Genomic DNA, 23,711 nt, shown 5'->3' on the forward strand with positions numbered 1-23,711 from the left:
CGCCGTCGCACGGGCCGGACGTTGCGGGCGTGGCTACAGCACGTTGAGCATCGCCAGCGCGGTTTCCTGCAGATGCGGCAGCACGCGGCGCACGGCCGCGTCGGTCGATTCCGCACCGATGGGCATGTTCGTGCTCAGCGCGGCGACGACTTCGCCGTGGCGATTCTTCAGCGGTACCGCGATTCCGCGCACGCCGACCTGCAATTGCTGTTCGATCACCGCGAAGCCGGCGTCGCGCGCGCGGTCCACCTGTTCGAGCAGGCGCGGCTTGTTCGTGATCGTGTGCGGCGTGAACGGCGCGAGTTCGGCCTCGTCGAGCCACGCGCGCACGGCCTCGCGATCCGGATGATGCGCGAGCAGCACGACGCCGGGCGACGTCAGCGGGGCCGGCACGCGCGCGCCGAGCACGAAGCCGGTCGTCATCACGCGCGACACGCCGTTGCGGGCAATGAACACGAGTTCCCAGCCGTCGAGCACGCTCACGTACGCCGATTCGTTCAGCGATGCGCTCAGCTGCTGCAGATACGGCTGGACCGTGCGCGGCAGGCGCGCCGAATCGAAATACGACCAGCCGACCCGCAATACGCGCGGCGTGAGGCCGTACAGTTTGCCGTCGGAATGGACGTAGCCGAGCGATTCCAGCGTCAGCAGGTAGCGCCGCGCGGCCGTGCGCGTGAGACCGGTACGGGCGGCGGCCTGGGTGGGCGTCATGCGCGCGTGCTGGCTGTCGAATGCTTCAAGGATCATCAGGCCTTTTTCGAGGCCGGCGATCCAGTCGCGTCGGTCCAGGTCGGGCTTTTTCGTCATCGCGGGCGGGCGGTGGAGGCGCGGTGTTCGCGCGGGAATGGGCGATTGTCTGCAACCGCAAACTGCAGATGTCTTGGCGCGAGGCGGGGAAGTTTCCGGGGCTGGTCGGAAGTTCGTGCCATGTCGTGCCGCTCATCGATGAGCATGACTGCGCACGGCGGCATCGGTTGTCCTTCTACGATGCATGCATTGCGGCGACTGCTTTGCCCGAAGGGTGTAAACGCCTCCTGATTGATTGACATCGCGGACACCGCACGCAAAGCCCCGGAACGGGATGCGGCGCGACCGTCACGCGCGCCGCACCCGTGCGAGCCTTACTCGCTGCTCGTCCACTCGACGTTCGCACCGACCGAACGCAGGTTTTCGACGAAATGCGGGTGTGCGCGTCGAATGGGCAGCGCATTCATGATTTCCGAGCGGCCCTCGATGCTCGCGGCCACCATCAGCAGCGCGATCGCGACGCGGATAATGTACGGGCTCTCGACACGCGCCGGCGTCAGTTGCAGCCCGCCGAACGTGATCAGCCGGTGCGGATCGGACAGCAGCACGTGCGCGCCGAACTTCGACAGTTCGCCCGACCAGCCGAGCGCGCCGTCGTACACCTTGTTCCAGAACATCGCGCTGCCTTCCGCGCGCACGCCGAGCGCGATGAAGATCGGCAGCAGGTCGACCGGCAGGTACGGCCACGGCGCGGCTTCGACCTTGGTCAGGATGTTCTGCGTGAACGGCCGGCGCACGCGCAGCGGGCCGTCGCGTTCCGCGCGGGACCAGCCGTCGCGATGCGTGACGTTCACGCCGAACTTCGCGAACGTGCGGTCGATCAGCGGGAAATGCTCCGGCGACGAATTGCGAACCGTGATGTCGCCGCCCGTGATCGCGCCGAGCGCGAGGAACGTTGCGATCTCGTGGAAATCCTCGGCGAACCGGAATTCGCCGCCGCCGAGCTTGCCGCCGCCCGTCACGCACAGGCGCGACGTGCCGATGCCTTCGATCGCGACGCCGATCATCGCGAGGAACTTGCAGAACTCCTGCACGTGCGGCTCCGACGCCGCATTCATCAACGTCGACGTACCGCTCGCCGCGGTCGCGCACAACGCGAAGTTCTCGGTGGTCGTGACCGACGCGTAGTCGAGCCAGTGATCGTTGGCCGTCAACGGACCGTCGGCGCGGACGATCAGCGAATCGGGCGTGCGCTGGATATGCGCGCCGAAGCGCTCGAACACCTCGACGTGCGGATCGATTTCGCGCACGCCGAGCGTGCAGCCTTTCACGTCGTTCTCGAGGCGCGCGACGCCGAAGCGCGCGAGCAGCGGCGGAATCAGCATGATCGACGAGCGCATCGCTTCGGGCAGGCGATGAACGGCCGGATCGAACGTCGTGTTGCGATGGTGGAGATCGAGGATGCCGGTCGTGAAATCGACCGACACGTCGCTGCCGAGCGTGCGGAAGATGTCGAGGATCTTGCGCACGTCGGTGATGTCCGGCACGCCGACGAGGCGCAGCGGCTGATCGGTCAACAGGGTCGCGCACAGGATCGGCAGGACGGCGTTCTTGTTCGCGGACGGCTTGATGTCCCCGCGCAGCGGGGTGCCGCCGTGGACGATGAGATTCGACATGATATGGGGGCGTATCGGTGACTGACGTAGGCCCATATGATGCCATTGGTCGGCGGGCGGCGTGGAATGTTCAGAACGGAAAAAGGGCTTCTGCACGCACGATTGACGGTGTTTGACGTTGGGCGACGCGACTCGCCGCGACCCCGCCCGTTGCCGAAACGGCCGGCCGCGCATCGGGCCGGCCATGCAGTCACGCGATCACCGCGCGGCGCGCATCCGCGCGGCAACGACCAGCGAGATCAGGCAGCCCACCGCGAGATAACCGGCGACGAGGTGCCATGAACCGCCGCCCACGCTGACGAGCGCCACTGCGATGAACGGCGTGAATCCGCCGCCGACCACGCTCGCGAACTGATAGCCGACGCCCGCACCGCTGTAGCGGTATTCGGCTCCGAACAGCTCGGTGAAAAGCGGCTGCTGAACGCTCACGACCATGTCGTGTGCTGCATTGGCCAGCAGGATCGAGAACAGCACGATCCACGCGATCGAGCGCGACTCCAGCGCGACGAAGAACGGCACCGCCGAAACGAGACCGATCAGCGCGCCGATCAGGTAGATGCGGCGCAGACCGAAACGGTCGGCGAGCCATGCAAAGCACGGGATCGTCACGCAGCTGATCGCGCCGACCAGCAGGCCGATGTTCAGGAACAGGTCGCGCGACAGGCCGAGGTTCGACGTCGAATAGCTGAGCGCGAACGCGGTAACGATATACATCGTGAACAGCTCGGCGAGCCGCAGCGCGACGATCAGCAGGAACGCCTTCGGATGGCGCGTCAGCGCCTCGAGCACCGGCAGGCGCAGCTTGCGGTTGCCGTGCTCGACCTTCTCGACGAACTCCTGCGATTCGTCCATGCTGTTGCGCACCCACAACCCGATCAGCACCAGCACGATGCTGAACACGAACGGCAGGCGCCAGCCCCACGACTTGAACGCGGCGTCGCCGAGCGTATGGCTCAGGATCGACACGATCCCCGTGGCCAGCACGAGCCCGACACCGTAACCGACCTGCACGCCGCTGCTGTAGAACGCCTTCTTCTGCTTCGGGGCGCTCTCGACGGCCATCAGCGCCGCGCCGCCCCATTCGCCGCCGACCGCAAAGCCCTGGATCGCGCGCATCAGCACCAGCAACACGGGCGCCCACCAGCCGATCGTCGCGAAGCTCGGCAACAGGCCGATCGCGACGGTCGACAGCCCCATCAGCATCACCGTCAGCACGAGCATCCGCTTGCGGCCGAGCCGGTCGCCGTAATGGCCGAACACGATGCCGCCGAGCGGACGGAACAGGAATCCGACGCCGAAGGTCGCGAACGCCGCGAGCGTGCCCATCGTCGGGCTGACCTTCGGGAAAAACTCGGAATTGAACACGAGCGCGGCGACGATCCCGTACAACAGGAAGTCGTACCAGTCGACGACTGCGCCGACGAAACTGCCGATTGCGGCCTTGCGGGCCTGGCTGCGCGCGCGGGTACTCGCGGCCGCATCAAGGGTATCGAAGGTGGGGGTCATGAAGGCGTCTCCTGGCACCGCGCATCGTGGAATCGCGGCGGCGCCGCGTCCGATGCTGCATTGAAGTCGAAGGGTGAACGGAGAATAGGGCGCGCGCTGCATCCCGGCAATTGGCCGATCCGCCAAAGTGCGCGATTATCGTTCGATTGTGTGCGATTATCGAACGGTTTCCGGGTTTGCACTAGGCCAGGCACCCATCCCCCGTTCGGCCAGGGTGTGCCGTCCTGAACGATCTGGTTAAAATCTGGACCATCGAAACCTCGCCCGGATCGGGTGGTTGTCCGGCCGTCACATCGGCCGGGCGTGCCGCACGCGCCGGGCGTCATCCCCATCGACAGCATGTCCCCGGAGACTGGAATGCCCGGCACTTCCCACCCTTTGTCCAGCGATACGCCGCCCGTTGCCGATCCGGCCGCCAATCCGCTCGGGATGGCGGGGCTCGAATTCGTCGAATTCGCAGCACCGGTGCCGGACGCGCTCGCGCAACGCTTCGAGCAACTCGGGTTCAAGGCGGTCGCGCGCCACGTCAGCAAGAACGTCACGCTGTACCGGCAAGGGCAGATGCAGTTCCTGATCAATGCCGAGCCCGATTCGTTCGCTGCGCGCTACGCGGAGGAGTATGGAATGGGGGTCTGCGCGATCGGGCTGCGGGTGGCCAGCGCGCGGCGGGCTTTCGAGCGCGCAATCGACCTCGGCGAATGGGCGTTCGAGGGCGAGCGCATCGGGGTCGGCGAGCTGAAGATCCCCGCGATTCAGGGAATCGGCGATTCGCACCTCTATTTCGTCGACCGCTGGCGCGGGCGGGACGGCCAGCGCGGCGGTGTCGGCGACATCTCGATTTTCGACATCGATTTCCGGCCGATCGACATCGCGACCGCGCATGCCGATCTCGACTGCGCGGGCACGGGCCTGCAGCAGGTCGACCACTTCACGCAGACGGTCGGCGCGGGGCGCATGCGCGAGTGGCTCGACTTCTACCACGATCTGTTGCACTTCCGCGAAATCCATGAGATCGACGCGCACTGGCATGTGTCGGAAGAATCGCGCGTGATGGTGTCGCCATGCGGCGCGGTGCGGATCCCGGTGTATGAGGAGGGTACGCGCCGCACCGAGCTGATGCACGCGTATTTGCCGGACCATCCGGGCGAAGGTGTCCAGCACGTCGCGCTGGCGACCGACGACATTCTTGCGAGCGTCGACGCGCTGCGTGCGAACGGCGTCGAGTTCATCGAGCCGCCGGCGCGCTATTACGACGAAGTCGATGCGCGATTGCCGGGGCATGGCGTCGATCTCGATGCGCTGCGCCGCCGTGCGGTGCTGGTCGACGGCGAGGTGGGCAGCGACGGCGTGGCGCGGCTGTTTTTCCAGACGTTCGTCAAACGGAGGCCCGGCGAAATTTTCTTCGAGATCGTGCAGCGGCAGGGGCATCACGGATTCGGGGAAGGCAACCTCGCGGCGCTTGCTCGCGCGCGCGACGCCGGTTGACGTACAACGGCCACGGCAGCGCCGGCGTCCGCGCCCCGTGCCGCAGCGGCGGAATCGGACACGGCGTCTGCGCTGCATGGAGGACGTGCCGCCCGGGCCGCGGCCGCGAGGGTGCCGCCTAATCGGCCGCTGCCAGCTTGCGCGCGTGGCGGCGCATCCCGTCGAAGATCGCATCGGCTACGTCCATCGGGAAGTCCGGCGGAATGCGCGCCCCCACATCCTGAATTACCGGTTCCGTGCGTGCTGCCACGCCGGCCATCGCCGCGCGGACGTCATCCTCGGTCAGGCCGACACGCGCGCCCTGCGCGATCCAGTGGCGCGGCTGGATGTCGGCGATCACGTAATGGCGATTCTTGCCGCACACGGCCATCGCGAGCCTCGCACGCCGCGGCGACAGCTGATTGCGCCGCGTGCCGATGATCGGATGCGCGGACAGCACGTCGTACAGCGGCGTGCTGCGATACGTGTTGCCCGGCAGATGCGCGATGCTGAAATTCTTCGCGTGGCCGTCGATTGCCGCGAGCACCCAGAACACGAGCTGCGTGACGAAGAAGTTCATGCGGTCTTGCGCGGCCTCGGCGGAATTCGCGAGGATGCCCATGATCGCCGCGATGCCCGGGCCGCCGTCGGATTCGTATTTCGCGGCGGACGGCGTGCCGGTCGCCTGGCACATGTCCTCCTGCGGAAGCCGGAGAATCCACGTGCCGTCCCGCGACGGCCGGCGATCGAAGCGCTCGACGATCAGCGCCTTCTGGTCGTCGAAGCGGCCGATGTCGCAAGCGGCGACGGGCAGGCCATAGCCGGCGACGATCTTCGAACACAGCCATTCGTTCTCGACCGACGTACGCATGTCCGCCTGCATGTTACCGACGCGCCCCAGCGGCAGCTTGAAGATATGCGTGGTCGGCGTGCTGCCGGACGGCAGCAGCCAGCGGTTGCCGTCACGCAGCAGCGCGGTCTTTTCCTGCGCGCCGGCGATCGACAGGCGGAGCTCGCCTTCGTGCTCCGGGTGGCCGGGCAGCGGCGCGGCGGTCGCTTGGCGTAGCACGTCGGCGACGGCTGCGTCGTCGAGCACGGTGCCGTCGATCGACTGCAGGTCGACCGGTGCGTCATCGGGCGGCAACAGTTGCAGCGCGCCGACGCAATCGCGGCCGATCGACGCGAGCAACTCGAACGGTGCGATCGACCCGAGCCGGTAGCGCTGTGCGATGCGACGACGAATCGGCTGACTATCCGGCAGCAGGTTGTCGAAATAGTCGGCGACGATCGCGCCTTGATGCGGCTGGTTGCCGGGCGTAAACGGCAACGACAACGACAGCGGACGTCCCTGCGGATCGTCGACCCAAGCCGGCAGGTAGACGAGGCGCTCCACGCCGCGCCGGACTTCCCAATAACCGACCGCGATGCCGTTCATCCACAGGTCGAGCCGGTCGTGACGAGGGCGGCGGGCCATCGTCACCAGTCCTCCCGCTTAATGTCGCGATGCTTTCGTGGCGCGGCGGCGGCGCGCTTGCGCGCTACGCTGGATGGGCCGTTCACGGCGGCTGGCGCGCGAGCCGGTGTATCGGGCGTATCGGACGAACGCCGGCGCGCGGCCGCAACGCGTTTGCGCGGGGGCGCGGGCGCCAGATCGGGCGGCAACACGACGTCCGGCGTACCGGGCTCGAGTGTCAAGCGAACACCGAGTACGTTCAGCACCCTGAAGAACCGGTCGATGCTGACCGCGGACGGATTCGCTTCGAGCTGCGCATACGACTGCTGCGTCACGCCGAGGCGGGCGGCGAGCTGCGCCTGCGTAAGTCCCGCCGACTTCCGAAAGCCGACGAGGATCGGACGCAGCTGGCTCAAGGTCTGGACAGGGAATCCCATGGGCTCTCTCCGCGAGATGACAGGCGGTCGCTTGTATTTTAAAAATACAGTCTATGGCATGTATTGTGAAAATACAAACCAAAGGCTGTACATCACAAAAACAAAAGATAGCCTGTCAGGGCGGGGCGAGCGATCAATGGATGGCTACGCGTCGCATCACGCGATATCGATCAAAAGCCTGCTGGTCCGTCCGTCGGGACCTCGGTGCGGCAGCACGACCATGCATCTGTTGCGGAAGCAAAAAGGAGCAGCAAGCAGCGGCGCGCCTCGCTCGCCTGATGCGCAGCAGATGAACGAAGCGGGCCGTTTCCAGCGAGCACGCGGATCGATTCTGCGCACTTCATCGGTCGTCACAACCCGCGGCGAACGACTCGCCCGCGCCGACCACCTCGACGCGGAAAGCAATGCGAACGCCGATGAGCGCCGGTGGTTAAGTCGCAAGGACACCTGACACTGCACGCACCAATTCAAACTCGACATTATATAAATAATGTCAAAACATACGGGTGCATTAGTTGGAAATTTAACGGTTTACGTTATATTATTAACAAAATTTTCCTCCTGCAATCCGCCATGCCCGACACGTCCGCAGACGAACACCGCCTAACTGCCGAAATCGAACGCCTGAAGGCCGAGTTCCCGAAAACGCGCGAGCTGTACCGCGAGGTATGCGCACTGATGTTTTTCCGTTTCGGCATCACGCCGACCGCGAACCGCCTCTATCAACTCGTGCGCAAAGGCAGCATGAGCACGCCGACGGCAGTGCTCGGCGAGTTTTGGGCCGAATTGCGGGAAAAGAGCCGCGTTCGCATCGAGCATCCGGACTTGCCCGCCGATCTGCAGGCGACGGCGGGCGAACTGGTCGCGGCGTTGTGGAATCGCTCGAGCGCGGAAGCGGCCGCCGCGCTCGATGCATTGCGCGCCGAAGTGGAGGCCGAGCGTGCGGCGGCGAAAGCCGAGGTCGCCGCGGTGCAAAAGGATCTGTCCCGCACCGAAACCGCGCTGGAGCAACGCACGGCGGCATTGCTGTCGGCGCAGGTGCGCATCCATGAGCTCGAACAGGCGAGGGCCGCCGACGAAGCCTCGCGCCGCGCCCTGCAAGCCGAAATCGACCGGCTGAAGTCCGACAACGACGCCGCCGATCGCGCACTGGCGCAGGCGCGCGCCGATTTCACGTCGCAGCTCGATCGCTTGCGCGGCGACGCAAGCCGCGCCGAGGACCGCCTGCGCGCGTCGGAGAAACGCGCACTTCAGGAGATCGATCGCGAGCGGGTCGCCGCCGCCCGGCTGCAAAAGGAGCTCGACGCAGCCGCCGCGCGCGCCGAACAGCGCGACATCCAGCACAGGAGGGATCTCGCGACGTTGCAGGCGCAACTGGTTGACACGCAACATCGATGCGGGATGCTCGAAGGTCAACTCGACGGCGCCCGCGCGACCAATGCCGCATACGTCGCCGAGCTCGGCGCATTGCGTGCGGAGCGAGCCGAACGGGTCGAACGAGCCACGCGAGGGCAGGTGCGCAGGACCGTGGGCCGCGCGGTTGGCAGCGCTCCGCGCCCACCGAAGCCGGCCGCACGCAAACGCGCCGCCAAACTCGCATGACGCGGGCTTCGCGGAACCGCAACAACGCCGTCTTGACGCGCCGCGATTCGGGTAAAGTGCCGCTCAATTCCCCGGCTCGACCTTACTAGACGACCGGTCTAATCGTTGCTAACATACGCCATCATGAATGCATCTTCAGGCGCGGAAGTCCGCCAGCACATTCTGAATATCGCGAAGCCGATCATGCTCCACAAGGGGTTTTCGGCGGTCGGGCTGAACGAGATTCTCGCAGCGGCGGGCATCCCGAAGGGCTCGTTCTACCATTACTTCGGCTCGAAAGAGGCGTTCGGCGAGGCGCTGCTCCAATCGTATTTCGACGGCTATCTCGAGCATCTCGACAACCTGCTGAAGCACCACGCCGGCACGGGCGCGCAGCGCTTGATGACGTACTGGAGCAACTGGCTGTACACGCAATGCGCGGACGACCCCGAAGGCAAGTGTCTCGTGGTCAAGCTCGGCGCGGAAGTGTCCGATCTGTCCGAGGCGATGCGTGCGGTCTTGCGGCGCGGCACCAGCCAGATCGTCGAGCGGCTCGCGAGCGGCATCCAGGCCGGGCTGGCCGACGGTTCGCTGAGCGGCGTCGACGATCCAGCGCATACGGCCGCGATCCTGTACGAGCTGTGGCTCGGTGCGACGCTCCTGGAGAAGATTCACCGTAACCGCAAACCGCTCGAACGGGCCATGCGCGAAACGCGGCAGATGCTGAATCTGCCGCCCGTCGCGGATGACGGCGAGCACGCGTAATTCGGGCGCGCTTTGCGCGCCTTGTTTTTCCGCGAACACTAGACGACTGGTCTACTTACGGGAAAACAAAATGCCTGACCGTATCGTCGCGATCCAACCGGCTGGCCTGCTGTCCGCATAGCCTCCCGGCACAACCGCGCGCGATGCGCACACGATTGTCCAACGTTGATCCGTTCGTGCCCGTTGCACGTCCATTCCTGTTGACGGAGGTCCCATGCCGCAAAGCAAGACAACAAACCGCAGAATCGTCCTGAATTCGCGCCCCGCAGGCGCGCCCACCCCGAACGATTTCCGCACCGAGACCGGCGACGTGCCGGTGCCCGGCCCCGGCCAGGTGCTGCTGCGCACGGTGTGGCTGTCGCTCGATCCGTACATGCGCGGCCGGATGAGCGACGCGCCGTCGTATGCGCCGCCGGTCGAACTCGGCGACGTGATGGTCGGCGGCACCGTCAGCCGCGTCGTCGCGTCTAATCTGCCCGCGTATCGGGAAGGCGACCTGGTCGTCGCGGGCGGCGGCTGGCAGGACTATTCGCTGTCCGACGGCAGCGATCTGATTCCGCTCGGCGGCGACTTCGCGCATCCGTCGTATGCGCTCGGCGTGCTGGGCATGCCCGGATTCACCGCATACACCGGGCTGCTGAAAATCGGCGAGCCGAAGCCGGGCGAAACCGTGGTCGTGGCCGCCGCGAGCGGGGCGGTCGGCGCGGTCGTCGGGCAGATCGCGAAGCTGAAGGGTTGCCGCGTGGTCGGCATCGCGGGCGGCGCCGACAAGGTCGCGTACGTGAAGGACACGCTCGGCTTCGACGCGTGCATCGATCACCGCGATCCGCAGTTCGCGGCCAAGCTGAAGGAGGCCTGTCCGAACGGCATCGACGTCTATTTCGAGAACGTCGGCGGCGCCGTGTTCGATGCCGTGTGGCCGCTGCTCAACGACCATGCGCGCGTGCCCGTATGCGGAATCATCGCGCATTACAACGACGCGGCTTACGACGACAAAGCGGTGTCGACCGGCCGCGACCGCGTGCCCGCGCTGATGGGCACGATTTTGCGCAAACGCATCCGGATGCAGGGTTTCATCATCCTCGATCACTATGCGACGGACTATGCGTCGTTCCTGAAGGAAATGAGCGAGTGGGTCGCGCAGGGGAAGGTAAAGACGCGCGAGGATGTGATCCCCGATCTCGCCGACGCGCCGAATGCGCTGATCGGCTTGCTCGCCGGCAGGAATTTCGGCAAGGTCGTCGTGCGTGTCGGACCGGATGAACTGGCCTGACGCGATCCGTTCCATTCCATTCTTTTCCGTTCATTTTCCGGTCATTTGCACGTTGGCGTCGCGCGACGCCGGCTTGTGGCATGCTCGGTTCCGTTTCCTCAAGGAGCGAAAACATGGCGCTTTACGTAATGGCCTCGGTGTTCCCGAAGCCCGAACACGCGCAGGCCGTCGAGGCTGAGTTGCGCAGCATGGTCGCGGCCACCCGCGCAGAACCCGGCAACCGCCGCTACGACCTGTTCCGCGAGCAGGACGGTTCGCCTGCGCTGCACCTGTTCGAGGTATACGACGACCAGGCCGCATTCGACGCACATCTCGCGAGCCCGCACTTCACCGCGTTTCGCAGCAAGTCGGCCGACTGGTTCTCGGCGCCGCCCGTGATCAAGGTGCTGTCGGGCATCGATGCGGCCGAATAAGCCGCAGTGACGCATTCCCGTCGCGGCCCGCGTCCACGCGGGCCGCGCTTCAGCCGCTGCGTTGCGCAACGGCGATGAACGATCCGGCGCCCCGGTCGCGCCGATTCCCCAATACACCGGCCCCCGGAGGCTGAATGGTCACCCTCAATATCAACGGCGAGAACCACACGGTCGACGCCCCCGACGACATGCCCCTGTTGTGGGCGCTGCGCGACGTCGTCGGCCTGACCGGCACGAAATTCGGCTGCGGTATCGCGCAATGCGGCGCGTGCACCGTCCATCTCGACGGCGTTGCCGCGCGCTCGTGCGTGCTGCCGGTCGCGGCGGTCGCCGGCCGCAAGATCACGACGATCGAAGCCGTCGGCGCGACGCCGGCCGGGCAGAAAGTCCAGGACGCGTGGCGCGAGCTCGACGTCGTCCAGTGCGGTTACTGCCAGTCCGGCCAGGTGATGGCGGCTACCGCGCTGATCGCATCGAACCCGAACCCGAGCGACGCCGACATCGACGCGGCAATGGCCGGCAACATCTGCCGTTGCGGGACGTACAACCGAATTCGTGCGGCGATCAAGCACGCCGCGAAGGGGAGCTGACATGTCGCGAGGACTGATCGAAGCCGGTCGGGCCGGCGCGGGCGTGTCGCGCCGTTCGTTTATCAAGCTGGGCATGTCGCTCGGCGCGGCCGTCGGCGGCGGCCTGCTGCTCGGTTTCAGCATGCCGGCCGCGGGTGACGATGCGCGGCGCTCGGTGATTGGAGGCGACGCAGCCGAACCGGCACCGCCGGGCGTTTTCGCACCGAACGCGTTCGTGCAGATCGACCGCAGCGGCAAGGTCACGCTGGTGATGCCGAAGGTCGAGATGGGGCAGGGCGTCTACACCGCGCTGCCGATGCTGATCGCCGAGGAACTCGAGGTGCCGCTGTCGAACGTGACGCTCGACCATGCGCCGCCGAACGAGAAGCTGTTCCTCGATCCGCTGCTCGGCGGCCAGCTTACGGGCGGCTCGACGTCGGTGCGCTACGCATGGGAACCGCTGCGCCGCGCGGGCGCCACCGCACGCACGCGGCTCGTTTCGGCCGCCGCGAAGCAATGGAACGTCGATCCGGCCACGTGCCGCGCCGAAAACGGCGAAGTGCAGCATCCGCCGAGCGGCCGGCGCGCAGCGTACGGGCAGCTCGCGGACGCCGCGGCGAAACTGCCGGTGCCGAAGGACGTCGCGTTGAAGAAACCGGAAGATTTCAAGCTGATCGGCAAGCCGGTGAAGCGGCTCGATTCGCCGGAGAAGGTCGACGGCACCGCGCAGTTCGGGCTCGACGTGCGTGTGCCCGGCATGGTGTATGCGGTGATCGTCAATAGCCCGGTGTTCGGCGGCACGGTCGCGAGCGTCGACGACACGGCCACGAAGAAGATTCCGGGCGTGCGCCAGGTAGTGCGCGTCGACAACGCGGTCGCGGTGGTCGGCGATCACACGTGGGCCGCGAAGCGCGGCGCGTCGGCGCTCGTCGTCAAGTGGAACGAAGGCGCGGGCGCGAAGGTGTCGACGAAGGATCTTTTCGCGGATCTCGCCCATGCAGCGGCAAACGGCAACGGTGCGGTCGCCCGCAAGGAGGGCGACGTCGGCAACGCGTTCGCGAAAGCGAAGACGCGTGTCGACGCGGTCTATGAACAGCCGTTGCTCGCGCACGCGACGATGGAGCCGGTGAACTGCACGGTACACGTACGCGGCGACGCGTGCGAGATCTGGGTCGGCACGCAGGTGCCGACGCGCGCACGCGACACCGCACAGCAGCTGACCGGGCTGTCGCCCGACAAGATCGTCATACACAATCACCTGCTCGGCGGCGGCTTCGGCCGGCGGCTCGAAACCGACATGATCGGCCAGGCGGTGAAGGTCGCCAAACAGGTCAACGCACCGGTGAAAGTGATCTGGACGCGCGAGGAAGACGTCCAGCACGACATGTACCGGCCGTGCTACTACGACAAGATCTCGGCCGGTCTCGACGCGAACGGCAAGCCCATCGCGTGGCAGCACCGGATCGTCGGCTCGTCGATCCTCGCGCGCTTCGCGCCGCCCGCGGTCAGGGACGGTGTCGATCCCGACGCGGTGGAAGTCGCGGCCGAACTGCCGTACGACCTGCCGAACCAGCTCGTCGACTACGTGCGCCAGGAGCCGCGCCACGTGCCGACCGCATTTTGGCGCGGCGTCGGGCCGACGCGCAGCACGTTCGTCGTCGAGAGCTTCATCGACGAGCTTGCCGCGCAAGCCAAGACCGACCCGGTGCAATATCGCCGAGCACTGCTCGACAAGACGCCGCGCGCCCGCAATGTGCTCGACGTCGCGACCCGGGCGGCCGGCTGGGGCGCGGCGTTGCCGAAGGGGCAAGGGCGCGGCGTATCGGTGATGCATGCGTTCGGCAGCTTTTTCTCGATCGTGATCGACGTCGCCGTGGAAGACGGCGAAGTGCAGGTCAAGCGCGCCGTGTGCGCGGTCGACTGCGGGATGGTCGTGAACCCGAGCACGATCGAGGCGCAGGTGCAGGGCGGCATCATCTTCGGGATTACCGGTGCGTTGTACGGCGAGATCACGATCGAGGACGGCCGCGTCGTTCAGAGCAACTTCACGGATTACCGTGTGATGCGCATCAACGAGACGCCGCCGATCGAGGTTCATCTCGTCAAAAGCGCCGAGGCGCCGGGCGGAATCGGCGAACCGGGCACCGCCGCGACCGCCGCGGCATTGTCGAACGCGATCTTCGCGGCGACCGGCAAGCGGCTGCGCAAGCTGCCGGTCGGCAGCCAGTTGAAGACGGCTTGAGGGGAGGGACGAACCATGCGAAACGTCACCCAGAATCGTCCGATCCGCGTGAATCGCGCAGCTCGCACGCTCGGCCGATCGCTGCTCGCGCTGTTCGCACTGATGACCGCGACGGGAAGCCAAGCCGCGCAAACGGCGCCGCCCGACAGCGCGCTGGTTGCACGCGGCGCGTATCTCGCGAAGGCCGGCGACTGCGTCGCGTGCCACACCGCGCCGCGCGGCACGCCGTTCGCCGGCGGCCTGAAGATGGTCACGCCTATGGGCGCGATCTACACGACGAACATCACGCCCGACCCCGAAACGGGCATCGGCGGCTATACCGAAGCGGAGTTTGCCGGCGCGCTGCGCAAGGGCGTCGCGAAGGACGGGCACAACCTCTATCCGGCGATGCCGTATCCGTCGTACGCGAAGCTGAAGGACGACGACGTGAAGGCGTTGTATGCGTACTTCATGCACGGCGTCGAGCCGGTGAAGCAGGCGAACCGTCCGTCCGACATCCCGTGGCCGCTCAACATGCGCTGGCCGCTGGCGCTGTGGAACGCGGTGTTCCTCGACACGACGCCGTATGCCGACAAGCCGGGGAAGGACGCGGCGTGGAACCGCGGCGCGTACCTCGTGCAAGGGCTCGGGCATTGCGGGTCGTGCCATACGCCGCGTGGCGTCGGCTTCCAGGAAAAGGCGCTGGATGAAGGCGGTGCGGCGTTCCTGTCGGGGGCTGCGATCGACAACTGGTTCGCGTCGAACCTGACCGGCGAGCACAACACCGGGCTCGGCCGCTGGAACGAGGCCGACGTCGCGCAGTTCCTGAAGACCGGCGCGAACCGGCACGCGACCGCGTTCGGCTCGATGGTGAGCGTGATCAATCACAGCACGCAGGAGCTGACCGACGACGATCTGGCGGCGATCTCGCGCTACCTGAAATCGCTGCCGGCGGCGGGCGGCACCGGTGCGCCGCCGTATCGTTACGACCCGAAGGCGACGCAGGTCGCGCTGGGCCGGCCGGCGAACGATCCGGGCGCAAAGGTGTATAACGCTTACTGCCTGCATTGCCATGGCGTCGACGGGCGCGGCTACGCGCCGCTGCTCGCGCCGCTCGCCGGCAATCCGAACGTGCTCGAGGCCGATGCATCGTCGCTGATCAACGTGACGCTGAACGGCAGCGACACACTCGTGATCGGCGGCGTGCCGTCCGCATATCCGATGCCGGCGTTCGCGAACGAGCTGAACGATCGGCAAATCGCCGACGTGCTGACGTTCATGCGTGCCGGCTGGAACAACGGCGCGCCGGCCGTGCAGGCGGCGGACGTCGCGAAACTGCGCAAGGCGACGGCAGCCGCGCGTTGAGCGCGGCCCGCCGCTGCGCTTGACGACGGGCACGCGGCGTGCGTGCCCGTGCGCGCACGTTGCCGGGTGCAACGCGCGCGACAATGCAGCTTTTTCTGTCAACCTGTGTGCGGCCTTGGTGGCCGCGCGCGTTTTATCGACGCAAGTAGGGGTGTCTGGATGGCTAACGTGACTTATACGGATACGCAATTGCTGATCGACGGCGAGTGGGTCGACGCCGCGAGCGGCAAGACGATCGACGTCGTGAATCCGGCAACGGGCAAGGTGATCGGCAAGGTCGCCCACGCGGGTATCGCCGATCTCGATCGCGCGCTGGCCGCGGCGCAGCGCGGTTTCGAAGCATGGCGCAAGGTGCCGGCGCACGAGCGCGCGGCGACGATGCGCAAGGCCGCCGCGCTGGTGCGCGAACGCGCCGACACCATCGCGCAGTTGATGACGCAGGAGCAGGGCAAGCCGCTGACGGAAGCGCGTGTCGAAGTGCTGTCGGCCGCCGACATCATCGAATGGTTCGCGGACGAGGGCCGTCGCGTGTACGGCCGGATCGTGCCGCCGCGCAATCTCGGCGCGCAGCAAACGGTCGTGAAGGAGCCGGTCGGCCCGGTCGCGGCATTCACGCCGTGGAATTTTCCGGTCAACCAGGTGGTGCGCAAGTTGAGCGCCGCGCTCGCGACCGGTTGCTCGTTCCTCGTGAAAGCGCCCGAGGAAACGCCGGCGTCACCGGCCGCGCTGCTGCGCGCGTTCGTCGATGCGGGCGTGCCGGCCGGTGTGATCGGCCTCGTGTACGGCGATCCGGCTGAAATTTCGTCGTACCTGATTCCGCATCCGGTGATCCGCAAGGTGACGTTCACGGGTTCGACGCCGGTCGGCAAGCAATTGGCCGCGCTCGCGGGCCAGCACATGAAGCGCGCGACAATGGAACTCGGCGGCCACGCGCCGGTGATCGTCGCGGAGGATGCGGACGTCGCGCTGGCCGTGAAGGCCGCCGGTGGCGCAAAGTTTCGCAACGCGGGCCAGGTGTGCATTTCGCCCACGCGTTTCCTCGTGCACAACAGCATCCGCGACGAGTTCACGCGCGCGCTGGTCCAGCACGCGCAGGGGCTGAAGGTTGGCAACGGGCTCGAGGAAGGCACGACGCTCGGCGCGCTCGCGAATCCGCGCCGGTTGACCGCGATGGCATCGGTCGTCGACAACGCGCGCAAGGTCGGCGCAAGCATCGAGACCGGCGGCGAACGGATCGGTTCGGAAGGCAACTTCTTCGCGCCGACCGTAATCGCGAACGTGCCGCTGGAAGCGGATGTGTTCAACAACGAGCCGTTCGGGCCGGTCGCGGCGATCCGCGGATTCGACAAGCTCGAGGACGCGATCGCGGAAGCGAACCGTCTGCCGTTCGGGCTGGCGGGCTACGCGTTCACGCGCTCGTTCGCGAACGTGCACCTGCTGACGCAGCGACTCGAAGTCGGGATGCTGTGGATCAACCAGCCGGCAACCCCGTGGCCGGAAATGCCGTTCGGCGGCGTGAAGGATTCCGGCTATGGTTCGGAAGGCGGGCCGGAAGCACTGGAGCCGTATCTCGTCACGAAGTCGGTGACGGTGATGGCCGTGTGACGGGCGCGGCGTGAGTGGGGGCGCGCCCGGCGATGCGGCGCGTCTTCGCGAGCGAGGCAAGGCGAATGGAGGCGTCGCACGATGTCCATCGCGCGCTTCCTTTGCCGCGCCGCCTCATTTTTCGCCCGATGAACTCGCCGAAGCCCCGCAAACGAGAATGAAGCCATGACCAACTCAAGAACGCCGGTCGCCGGGCTTTCGGCCCTCCCATTTATTTGACATAACGTGAAGAATTGTTCCGCTGCCTGTCATGCTGGACGCGGCTTGCGCGGGTGAGGGCGTCACAAAATTTGTGACAATGCTGAGGAGTAGCGCCGCGCTAATACCCGCTATCCTCGGTGAAAAAACCTCCCAAAGTGAACGTTGTCCCAGCCGCTCCGCGCGGTCGGCGTCGGCTGCCATGATGATGGGTAGCGGATTGTCAAGTTCTAAGGCTAGCGCGACCTGTAAGCATGTCTCGTTTTCCATTACGCGCTTTCCAGTGCGGTACTGACTCATACGACTGGATGGCCAGCCCATCGATTTCGCCAGAGCGAGGTCGTTTTTCAGTCCGCGTTTTTCAATGAGCTGATCGAGATATTTCACGCTTCGCATAATTTCCTCTTGACTTTCTCACGATCCGTGAGAATACTCACGGTTGTGAGAATTCACATTGCGTGAGAATTCTCCGCAGTCTAGCAGGTTCGACAGAAAGGTAAACCGGCGCCTGCCCGCTGGTGACGAAGAGATGGAACCCCTCATGGCGAAGTGCCCCCGTGATTTTGTAACGCCTGACCTGTTCGATGGCCGGGTGCGCTTGCCGGCCCGGTCGGCGGCGTCGGAGATTCGTCGGGCGGATTTCACCAACGTCCCGGCTGAGGTGGTGGAGGAGTTGTGCGCGTGGTGCGGTGTTGACCGTGCGGGCGGTTGCGGTGCCTGTAGCGATCTGAAGTATGTAGAGCGTTAAATCTGTCGGGTTGCCCGACGACCAACTAAGCGAATCGACTACACGTAGTAGTCCTAACTTGGAGTGAACAAGATGGCTAGCGAAAAAATCCGTGTGTTGAAGATCGATAACGAAAAGATCACGAGCAAGAAAACCGGACAGGTGCGCGACATGCGTGTGTTGCATTGCTTCGTTGAATCGAGCTACGAGGACCCGGAGTCCGGCGAGCTGATTGACGGCTCGTTCGTTGCGAAAACGACGTTGTTCGATGACAAGGTTCAGGTGGTTGCGGGTGAGGAATATCTCGTTTCGTACCGGCTTGGTGAGGGGTACGGGCAGGATGCAGGCCGGATGGTGCCGCGCATCGTGTCGTGGATGCCTGCGAACAAGCCCAAGCCGGTAGCTAAGCCGGGGGCCGGTGTTGCGGCATCTGCGCCGTGAGTACCGGTATCGATGTGGCGGCATGCGTGAGCGGGGCGTCTGCCGTTTCGGTGTCGACGGGCGGTCAGGCGGTGGCATGTACGGCGAGCGATGGAACGGCGGGCACGGTGTCGGTGCTGCATCTGGCGCTTGTCGATAGCTCGGGTGACGCGTCGCCGTTTGATTACACGCAGGCGTTTGGCTTCTGGAGTCTGGCTTTTACGTCGGTGCTGGTGCTGTATTTCGCGAGTCAAGGGATTGGGACGGTCGTCAATGCGATTCGGCGGCTGTGACATGCGTACCGGGCGCTTCCCGGTTTTCGAAGCTAAGGGGTGAGATATGTTCAAAGGTGTGAATTCGGTTGTTCGTCGTTGCGCGGTCGCGGTGGTCGGAGTCTCCGGGGCGGTGGCAGCGCCGATGACGTTTGCAGCCGGGACGGGGCCCGATTACACGGCTCTGACGGGTGGTATCGACTACACGTCGACGATTGCTGCGGTGATGGCGATTGCGGCGCTGTCCGGCGGTCTGTGGCTGGCGGTCCGTGGCGCAAAGATCGTGCTGAGCATGGTGCGGGGAGCGTAAGGCGCGGTGTTGTGTTGGTGATCAAGGCGGGCTAACGCTCGCCTTTTTCGTTGTTCGTTGCAGGGGGCCTCAACGTGATCGATACAAATAACGCGTGGTATCTGCTGATGTTCGCTTGGGGCCTGCTGTGTGCTTGGGCAGTTGTCCAGGGGATGAGGGGGTGACATGTCGCTGCGTCATGTTCTGGTTCTGTGTGCGTTGTTGGTTGCTAACGCCGCGCATTCGCAACAGCTTCCGCCTGCGACGGCGTCGCTGAACAAGGTGATTGCGGCGACGGTCGAGAAAAAGGCCGCGCAAATGGGCTATACGTCGCTCAGTCAGGTGGTTGAGGCGACCGAGGAAGCAATGGGGAGAATGGCCGCGCGGGCGGCGGCAACGGAGGGCGCGGCGGCATCATGGCTTGCCATTCCTGCTGCAATGGCGGCGGTCGCTGCTGCGACCATGGCCTTTCCGACCGCGCTATCGGATCAGGCAGTTGATCAATGGCAATACAACAAAGATGGGACGATCAGCATTACTGGCAATCCGAAAGTTTCGGGCGGCACGATCACCCCTCAGTTTCCGCCGTTGAATAGCAGTACGCCGCTTTGGGGCGGTTCCGTCGGCGGTCCGATCGGTTACGGTGGAAGTGCTAACGCAGCTGCTCAAGCGGCGGCGCAAGCTTGGACGACTCAGTCTCAGTCTGGTACCAAGTGGACGATGGCCGTCAAGTCGTGTACGTCTATTAGTCCGACGGTGGCGAACTGCACGTACACGGAGAAAGACGCTTCCGGTAACCTTATCGGTAATCCGACTGGGGGCGTTCAGCAGAGTGGAACGTTCAGCCATGGGACATGTGCATCTGGTCTGTATTACAACAATGCCTGTCAGGCGTATATACCGCCTCCGGGTTCGCCTCCGGTGGTGCAACCGCAGACTGTTTCGCCGTCTGACGCGATCGCGCAGATTCCGTCGTCGGATTTGCCGTTGCCCCTCGCGCCAGATTTCATTGCGGATATCAGCGATGTTCTGTGGCAATCCGCGTCACAAGAGCCGGGATATAACGGCATTCCGTATCCAGTCGATAACCCCATTACGGCGGGTGACGCCGGTGAAGTGGAGTCGTCCTCTCCTTCGTCGTGGCCGACGATAGGCGGCGCTACGTCGCCTGTTTCGTCGCCGTCAGGTGCTCCGGCTAGCAATAATCCTTACGCGATCCCGAGCGGGTCAACGTCGTCTGGTTCGTCGGGCGCGTCAAGTCCTGCCGCTACTCCGCCCACTGTCGTTGACCTTGGCCCTAACCCGGGCGTCGCGGCGCCTACCCTCGAAACGATTCCTACCGCCGCGCAGATTCTTGCGCCGATTCTTGGTTTGCTCCCTGACTTGAAGTCGTTCGGTGTTCCCGCTCATACCGGTCAGTGCCCGCAGCCAAGCATTTCGCTGTTTGGGCGTGTCTATACCGTTACGTCGCACTGCACGCTTGCAGAGCAGTTACGGCCTCAGATTTATACAACGTTCGTGCTTGCGTTTTCGCTTGCTGCGTTGTTCATCGTTCTGACGGCATAAGGGGGCGCTATGTTTGGCATTTTGGTGAGCGCGTTCAATGTCGTGCTCGCGTTCGTCGTGCGCTCGATCATCGGTCGCTTCTTCGCTTACTTCGTCCTGTACTTCATCACGACCGAGTTTATTGCTGTGCTCCAAGGCGCGGGCATTTTGCCGACTGCGTCCGCACTTGCTGGAGCGTTCGGCGGCATCACGTCAGGGGTGTGGTACTTCATGGATTTGTGCGCGTTTAGCTACGGTGTGCCGCTGGTGGTTTCTGCCTTTGCGACGCGATTCATCATTCGCCGCATTCCAGTGATTGGGTAGCGCCATGGCAATCAATGCGTATTGTGGCGTCATGGGGTCGGGCAAGTCATATGAGGTCGTGTCTGGTCCGCTCATCGAGGCGGTTGCGCGTGGCCGCCGGGTAGTCACGAATATTGATGGGGTGAGCGAGGATGCGATTCATCGCTACTTGCACGAACGGCGCGGTCTGGCTGTCGATTCGCTTGGCGCTATTGTGCACGTGCGTACGGATGACATCCGTCAGGATGGATTCTTTCCGGTTGAGGTCGAAGGGGCGGGTGGTGCGACAGTCACTCCGGGGTTTGTGAAGCCCGGTGATTTGCTTGTGGTTGATGAGGCATGGAAACTGTGGTCGGTCGGTAAAAAGATTAGCAGTGAGCATATGTCGTTTTTTCGCATGCATCGCCATTTCGTTCATGAGGAAACCGGCGTTGCTTGTGATGTAGTGCTGATGATCCAAAGCATTGCGGACCTGCATCGGTCGATTAAGGCGGTGGTCGAATTGTCGTTTCGGATGGTCAAGCTCAAAAGCTTGGGCATGTCGGGCGGCTACCGCGTTGAGATGTACGAGACTTCGAAGCAAACGAAAGCGACGCAAACCGGCACGTTCATTCGCAAGTACAAGGCCGAGATTTTCCCGCTGTACAAGAGCTATGCCGGTGCTGGCGGTACCGAGAGCATGGTGGATAAGCGTCAAAACGTGTTGGCTCGTAAGTCGCTTTGGCTGCTCGTTGCGGGTGTTGTTGTGATGATGGGGTGTGCAGGATTCTTTGCATGGCGGTTCTTTCATCCGACGTTGAAAAGGGATCCTGTTATAGCTGCGCCGATGGGCGGGGCCGTTGGTCAATCGGTGGCGTCAAAGCCGGTAGGTGCGGCGGTGTCCGAGTCGTGGCGTGTGGTCGGCAGCTATACGGTCAATGGGCTTGCGCGGGTGGTGCTGGCTGACGCGACGAATCGATTGCGCGTGGTTTCGCCGGGTGGGTTCATGGGGCGCGGACTGGCGACTGCGGGCGTGGTCGACGGTGAGCGGGTAACGACATGGGCCGGGCCGAAGCTGAATGTGTCGGTGGCGTTTGGAGCGACCAAATGAGGCGGCTATTGCTAGTGTTGTTACTTGCGTCCAGTATTGCGCGTGCGGCATCTTCTGACAGCGTGCCAACTGTTCCGGTGCTGCCTCCGTTGCCTGCTGGTATGCCGATATCAGCTTCGCTTGCTGCGACGATTCCAGCGCCGTCTATGTTGGCACTTCCGCATATAGGTGGTGCGCGGATTGACCTGCGGTTCGTCCCCGTGGCGCAAGTGATTGACCTGATTTATGCCGAGCTTCTCCAAGCGCCGTATGTGCTGGACCCTGCTGTCTTGACCGACAACCGTCCCGTGTCGTTCCGGTTTGACAAAGCCCAGGGCGATGTTCGGACCTTCTTGGCGTCTTTTCTTGATTCGCTCGGCTACGCCGTTACGCGGCACGATGGTGTTGATTACGTTGCAAAGGCAACGATTTCCAAAGATGAGGCCGATCAGCAGACGTTCGTATATGCGCCGAAGCATCGCAATGCGGACTATCTCTCGCGCATCGTGCAGCCGATGTTTGGCGGCCGTTTTCTGCAAAACCGATCCGTCGCCGCGCCTGAAGGTGCCAAGGTTGCTAGTGACTCGCCGCCAACATCGGCCGCCGGACTGATCGACCAATCGGCGGATGTGCTGGCGTTCGTTGGGTCGGCGCGCGAAGTGGCAACACTTCAAAAACTGTTGCCGCAACTCGATACGCCGGTGAGCAATGTCTCGATACGGGCGTGGGTATACGAGGTGACGGAGACGACCGGCAATAACTCCGCGTTTCAACTTGCATTGAGCCTGCTTGGTGGCCGCTTTGGCGCTGCGTTGAATGTCGGTAGTGTGCGTGACAGCGATAACGCGATCCGTCTCAGTGTGGGTGGTTTTGGCGCGGCGCTGGCTGCGTTGAATGCGGACTCCCGGTTCCGGGTGCTGACGTCACCAAATTTGCGGGTGCGCTCGGGCGAAACGGCGAGCCTGAACGTCGGAGAATCGGTCCCGGTGATTGGCTCGGTGTCGTATCCCAGTGCGACGGCCGCGCCAGTTCAGAGCGTGCAATATCAGGATGCGGGTGTGATTTTTCGTGTGAAGCCTACAGTCAAGCGCGATACGGTCGATTTGCAGCTCGTTGAGGAGATCAGCGATTTCGTCAACACGACGACCGGCGTGAACAATTCGCCGACAAAGAACACGCGCAAGGTCGAGAGTTCATTCAACGTGGCCGATGGCGACGTGTTGCTGATAGGCGGGTTGACGCAAGACAAGAGTACGCGGGCGAATTCGGGGCTTTCGTTCTTGCCGCGATGGATGGCGGGACATACCGCGTCGACGGGCAAGACTGAGATTTTGTTGCTGTTGCAGGTCCAGAAGATCTAGTGGGTTGTTGTGAGGGCGGCCAGCGTCGGGAGTGTCCGGCGCGTGATCGGGGCGATGTAGGGCGGGGCGGCACTGCGGAGTCGTGGCGGTTGTCGCGCGGCTCAGCGCGGCCGGCCGGACCGAGCAGCGGGTATCAGCGGTGTGGCTGAACGTAGGCGACCGCGGTGCAAGTGGCCGCCTCGCTGCAAAGCTGCCGTTCTCATGCGGTGGTGGTCTGCGGGCGCTGGAATGGGCGTGATGCGACGCGACCCGCCTGCCCGCAGCGGCAGCGAGGACAGCCGGGGCGCGCGCAGCGCGCCCCTAAACTTGTACCTCTAACACTTAACGGAAACGACCTGCGTGAAGGTCTGAAACAAGCGCGGCAAAAAGAAAACCCGGCGATCGTTCGCAGCGATCCCGGGCGGTGATCAACATCGGATATACGAGGTATCCAACGTGGATGCACGCATTGT

General features: G+C 64.5%; 23 protein-coding genes. 17 read left to right on the forward strand and 6 right to left on the reverse strand.

Going from position 1 to position 23,711, the window contains the following annotated elements; genetic code table 11:
- Window positions 1–33: 33 nt before the first annotated feature.
- From WK25_RS24290 to shiA, 3 genes are all read right to left on the reverse strand, one after another.
- Entirely contained in the window at window positions 34–807 is a 774-nt protein-coding gene (locus WK25_RS24290; RefSeq protein ID WP_040139796.1) for an IclR family transcriptional regulator domain-containing protein, read from the reverse strand.
- 314 nt (window positions 808–1,121) lie between these two features.
- Window positions 1,122–2,423: a UDP-N-acetylglucosamine 1-carboxyvinyltransferase gene (locus WK25_RS24295; RefSeq protein ID WP_040139797.1), complete on the reverse strand. Its 1,302-nt coding sequence runs from the start codon at window positions 2,421–2,423 to the stop codon at window positions 1,122–1,124.
- Between the two features lie 198 nt (window positions 2,424–2,621).
- Window positions 2,622–3,929: a shikimate transporter gene (gene shiA, locus WK25_RS24300; protein ID WP_069242958.1), complete on the reverse strand. Its 1,308-nt coding sequence runs from the start codon at window positions 3,927–3,929 to the stop codon at window positions 2,622–2,624.
- Window positions 3,930–4,286: 357 nt separating this feature from the next.
- Here shiA and WK25_RS24305 point away from each other — a divergent pair, with 357 nt between their 5' ends.
- Window positions 4,287–5,414, forward strand: coding sequence for a 4-hydroxyphenylpyruvate dioxygenase family protein (locus tag WK25_RS24305; protein WP_069242959.1), 1,128 nt, complete (start codon window positions 4,287–4,289; stop codon window positions 5,412–5,414).
- A gap of 118 nt (window positions 5,415–5,532) precedes the next feature.
- Here WK25_RS24305 and WK25_RS24310 read toward each other — a convergent pair whose 3' ends face one another.
- On the reverse strand, window positions 5,533–6,867 hold the full coding sequence (locus WK25_RS24310; protein WP_069242960.1) for a type II toxin-antitoxin system HipA family toxin: 1,335 nt from the start codon (window positions 6,865–6,867) through the stop codon (window positions 5,533–5,535).
- Window positions 6,868–6,869: 2 nt separating this feature from the next.
- A complete protein-coding gene (locus tag WK25_RS24315; RefSeq protein WP_059546882.1) occupies window positions 6,870–7,283 on the reverse strand; it encodes a helix-turn-helix domain-containing protein in 414 nt (137 codons plus the stop codon).
- Between WK25_RS24315 and WK25_RS31425 the strand changes: the two genes are divergently transcribed.
- The 9 genes from WK25_RS31425 to WK25_RS24355 all read left to right on the forward strand — a co-directional run bounded on the left by WK25_RS31425 (window position 7,282) and on the right by WK25_RS24355 (window position 17,075).
- Complete coding sequence (locus tag WK25_RS31425) at window positions 7,282–7,734, forward strand: hypothetical protein (RefSeq protein ID WP_156789093.1); 453 nt, start codon at window positions 7,282–7,284, stop codon at window positions 7,732–7,734. The genes WK25_RS24315 and WK25_RS31425 overlap by 2 nt on opposite strands.
- Before the next feature lie 122 nt (window positions 7,735–7,856).
- The gene (locus tag WK25_RS24320; RefSeq protein WP_069242961.1) at window positions 7,857–8,885 is read left to right on the forward strand and encodes a DNA-binding protein; all 1,029 of its coding nucleotides are present in this window, start codon (window positions 7,857–7,859) and stop codon (window positions 8,883–8,885) included.
- Between the two features lie 123 nt (window positions 8,886–9,008).
- Complete coding sequence (locus tag WK25_RS24325) at window positions 9,009–9,629, forward strand: TetR/AcrR family transcriptional regulator (RefSeq protein ID WP_040139803.1); 621 nt, start codon at window positions 9,009–9,011, stop codon at window positions 9,627–9,629.
- 214 nt (window positions 9,630–9,843) lie between these two features.
- Window positions 9,844–10,902 (forward strand): NADP-dependent oxidoreductase, encoded by a 1,059-nt coding sequence (locus WK25_RS24330; RefSeq protein WP_069242962.1) that lies wholly within the window; start codon window positions 9,844–9,846, stop codon window positions 10,900–10,902.
- A 113-nt stretch (window positions 10,903–11,015) separates the two neighbouring features.
- A complete protein-coding gene (locus tag WK25_RS24335; protein WP_040139805.1) occupies window positions 11,016–11,315 on the forward strand; it encodes a putative quinol monooxygenase in 300 nt (99 codons plus the stop codon).
- Between the two features lie 134 nt (window positions 11,316–11,449).
- Entirely contained in the window at window positions 11,450–11,905 is a 456-nt protein-coding gene (locus WK25_RS24340) for a (2Fe-2S)-binding protein (protein WP_040139806.1), read from the forward strand.
- A 1-nt stretch (window position 11,906) separates the two neighbouring features.
- Window positions 11,907–14,126 carry a xanthine dehydrogenase family protein molybdopterin-binding subunit gene (locus WK25_RS24345; protein ID WP_069242963.1) on the forward strand — a complete coding sequence of 740 codons (2,220 nt, stop codon included), beginning with the start codon at window positions 11,907–11,909 and terminating at the stop codon, window positions 14,124–14,126.
- A 15-nt stretch (window positions 14,127–14,141) separates the two neighbouring features.
- Window positions 14,142–15,470 (forward strand): c-type cytochrome, encoded by a 1,329-nt coding sequence (locus WK25_RS24350; RefSeq protein ID WP_069242964.1) that lies wholly within the window; start codon window positions 14,142–14,144, stop codon window positions 15,468–15,470.
- Window positions 15,471–15,629: 159 nt separating this feature from the next.
- Window positions 15,630–17,075 (forward strand): NAD-dependent succinate-semialdehyde dehydrogenase, encoded by a 1,446-nt coding sequence (locus WK25_RS24355; protein WP_059546893.1) that lies wholly within the window; start codon window positions 15,630–15,632, stop codon window positions 17,073–17,075.
- Window positions 17,076–17,249: 174 nt separating this feature from the next.
- Here WK25_RS24355 and WK25_RS30835 read toward each other — a convergent pair whose 3' ends face one another.
- On the reverse strand, window positions 17,250–17,669 hold the full coding sequence (locus WK25_RS30835; protein ID WP_083253073.1) for a Cro/Cl family transcriptional regulator: 420 nt from the start codon (window positions 17,667–17,669) through the stop codon (window positions 17,250–17,252).
- Window positions 17,670–18,093: 424 nt separating this feature from the next.
- Between WK25_RS30835 and WK25_RS24360 the strand changes: the two genes are divergently transcribed.
- From WK25_RS24360 to WK25_RS24385, 7 genes are all read left to right on the forward strand, one after another.
- On the forward strand, window positions 18,094–18,441 hold the full coding sequence (locus tag WK25_RS24360) for a hypothetical protein (RefSeq protein WP_069242965.1): 348 nt from the start codon (window positions 18,094–18,096) through the stop codon (window positions 18,439–18,441).
- Window positions 18,438–18,713 (forward strand): hypothetical protein, encoded by a 276-nt coding sequence (locus tag WK25_RS24365; protein ID WP_156789094.1) that lies wholly within the window; start codon window positions 18,438–18,440, stop codon window positions 18,711–18,713. Before WK25_RS24360 ends, WK25_RS24365 begins: the two co-directional genes overlap by 4 nt.
- 46 nt (window positions 18,714–18,759) lie before the next feature.
- Window positions 18,760–19,002, forward strand: coding sequence for a hypothetical protein (locus WK25_RS24370; RefSeq protein ID WP_069242967.1), 243 nt, complete (start codon window positions 18,760–18,762; stop codon window positions 19,000–19,002).
- Window positions 19,003–19,167: 165 nt separating this feature from the next.
- A complete protein-coding gene (locus WK25_RS31430; RefSeq protein ID WP_156789095.1) occupies window positions 19,168–20,547 on the forward strand; it encodes a hypothetical protein in 1,380 nt (459 codons plus the stop codon).
- Window positions 20,548–20,556: 9 nt separating this feature from the next.
- Entirely contained in the window at window positions 20,557–20,850 is a 294-nt protein-coding gene (locus WK25_RS24375; protein WP_069242968.1) for a DUF2523 family protein, read from the forward strand.
- A 4-nt stretch (window positions 20,851–20,854) separates the two neighbouring features.
- Entirely contained in the window at window positions 20,855–21,919 is a 1,065-nt protein-coding gene (locus WK25_RS24380; RefSeq protein ID WP_069242969.1) for a zonular occludens toxin domain-containing protein, read from the forward strand.
- A 146-nt stretch (window positions 21,920–22,065) separates the two neighbouring features.
- The gene (locus tag WK25_RS24385) at window positions 22,066–23,259 is read left to right on the forward strand and encodes a type II secretion system protein GspD (protein WP_226209074.1); all 1,194 of its coding nucleotides are present in this window, start codon (window positions 22,066–22,068) and stop codon (window positions 23,257–23,259) included.
- The last annotated feature ends 452 nt before the right edge of the window (window positions 23,260–23,711 follow it).

The organism is Burkholderia latens (assembly GCF_001718795.1).
GTDB lineage: Bacteria > Pseudomonadota > Gammaproteobacteria > Burkholderiales > Burkholderiaceae > Burkholderia > Burkholderia latens_A.

Coding starts and splice junctions, on each gene's coding strand:
- WK25_RS24295 (WP_040139797.1), bottom strand. CDS start 2,423: ATGTCGAATCTCATCGTCCACGGCGGCACCCCGCTGCGCGGGGACATC.
- WK25_RS31430 (WP_156789095.1), top strand. CDS start 19,168: ATGTCGCTGCGTCATGTTCTGGTTCTGTGTGCGTTGTTGGTTGCTAAC.
- WK25_RS24360 (WP_069242965.1), top strand. CDS start 18,094: ATGGCTAGCGAAAAAATCCGTGTGTTGAAGATCGATAACGAAAAGATC.
- WK25_RS24315 (WP_059546882.1), bottom strand. CDS start 7,283: ATGGGATTCCCTGTCCAGACCTTGAGCCAGCTGCGTCCGATCCTCGTC.
- WK25_RS24335 (WP_040139805.1), top strand. CDS start 11,016: ATGGCGCTTTACGTAATGGCCTCGGTGTTCCCGAAGCCCGAACACGCG.
- WK25_RS24310 (WP_069242960.1), bottom strand. CDS start 6,867: ATGGCCCGCCGCCCTCGTCACGACCGGCTCGACCTGTGGATGAACGGC.
- WK25_RS24305 (WP_069242959.1), top strand. CDS start 4,287: ATGCCCGGCACTTCCCACCCTTTGTCCAGCGATACGCCGCCCGTTGCC.
- WK25_RS24325 (WP_040139803.1), top strand. CDS start 9,009: ATGAATGCATCTTCAGGCGCGGAAGTCCGCCAGCACATTCTGAATATC.
- WK25_RS24355 (WP_059546893.1), top strand. CDS start 15,630: ATGGCTAACGTGACTTATACGGATACGCAATTGCTGATCGACGGCGAG.
- WK25_RS24290 (WP_040139796.1), bottom strand. CDS start 807: ATGACGAAAAAGCCCGACCTGGACCGACGCGACTGGATCGCCGGCCTC.
- WK25_RS24340 (WP_040139806.1), top strand. CDS start 11,450: ATGGTCACCCTCAATATCAACGGCGAGAACCACACGGTCGACGCCCCC.
- WK25_RS24330 (WP_069242962.1), top strand. CDS start 9,844: ATGCCGCAAAGCAAGACAACAAACCGCAGAATCGTCCTGAATTCGCGC.
- WK25_RS24380 (WP_069242969.1), top strand. CDS start 20,855: ATGGCAATCAATGCGTATTGTGGCGTCATGGGGTCGGGCAAGTCATAT.
- WK25_RS24385 (WP_226209074.1), top strand. CDS start 22,066: ATGTTGGCACTTCCGCATATAGGTGGTGCGCGGATTGACCTGCGGTTC.
- WK25_RS30835 (WP_083253073.1), bottom strand. CDS start 17,669: ATGCGAAGCGTGAAATATCTCGATCAGCTCATTGAAAAACGCGGACTG.
- WK25_RS24375 (WP_069242968.1), top strand. CDS start 20,557: ATGTTTGGCATTTTGGTGAGCGCGTTCAATGTCGTGCTCGCGTTCGTC.
- WK25_RS24350 (WP_069242964.1), top strand. CDS start 14,142: ATGCGAAACGTCACCCAGAATCGTCCGATCCGCGTGAATCGCGCAGCT.
- shiA (WP_069242958.1), bottom strand. CDS start 3,929: ATGACCCCCACCTTCGATACCCTTGATGCGGCCGCGAGTACCCGCGCG.
- WK25_RS31425 (WP_156789093.1), top strand. CDS start 7,282: ATGGGCTCTCTCCGCGAGATGACAGGCGGTCGCTTGTATTTTAAAAAT.
- WK25_RS24370 (WP_069242967.1), top strand. CDS start 18,760: ATGTTCAAAGGTGTGAATTCGGTTGTTCGTCGTTGCGCGGTCGCGGTG.
- WK25_RS24345 (WP_069242963.1), top strand. CDS start 11,907: ATGTCGCGAGGACTGATCGAAGCCGGTCGGGCCGGCGCGGGCGTGTCG.
- WK25_RS24320 (WP_069242961.1), top strand. CDS start 7,857: ATGCCCGACACGTCCGCAGACGAACACCGCCTAACTGCCGAAATCGAA.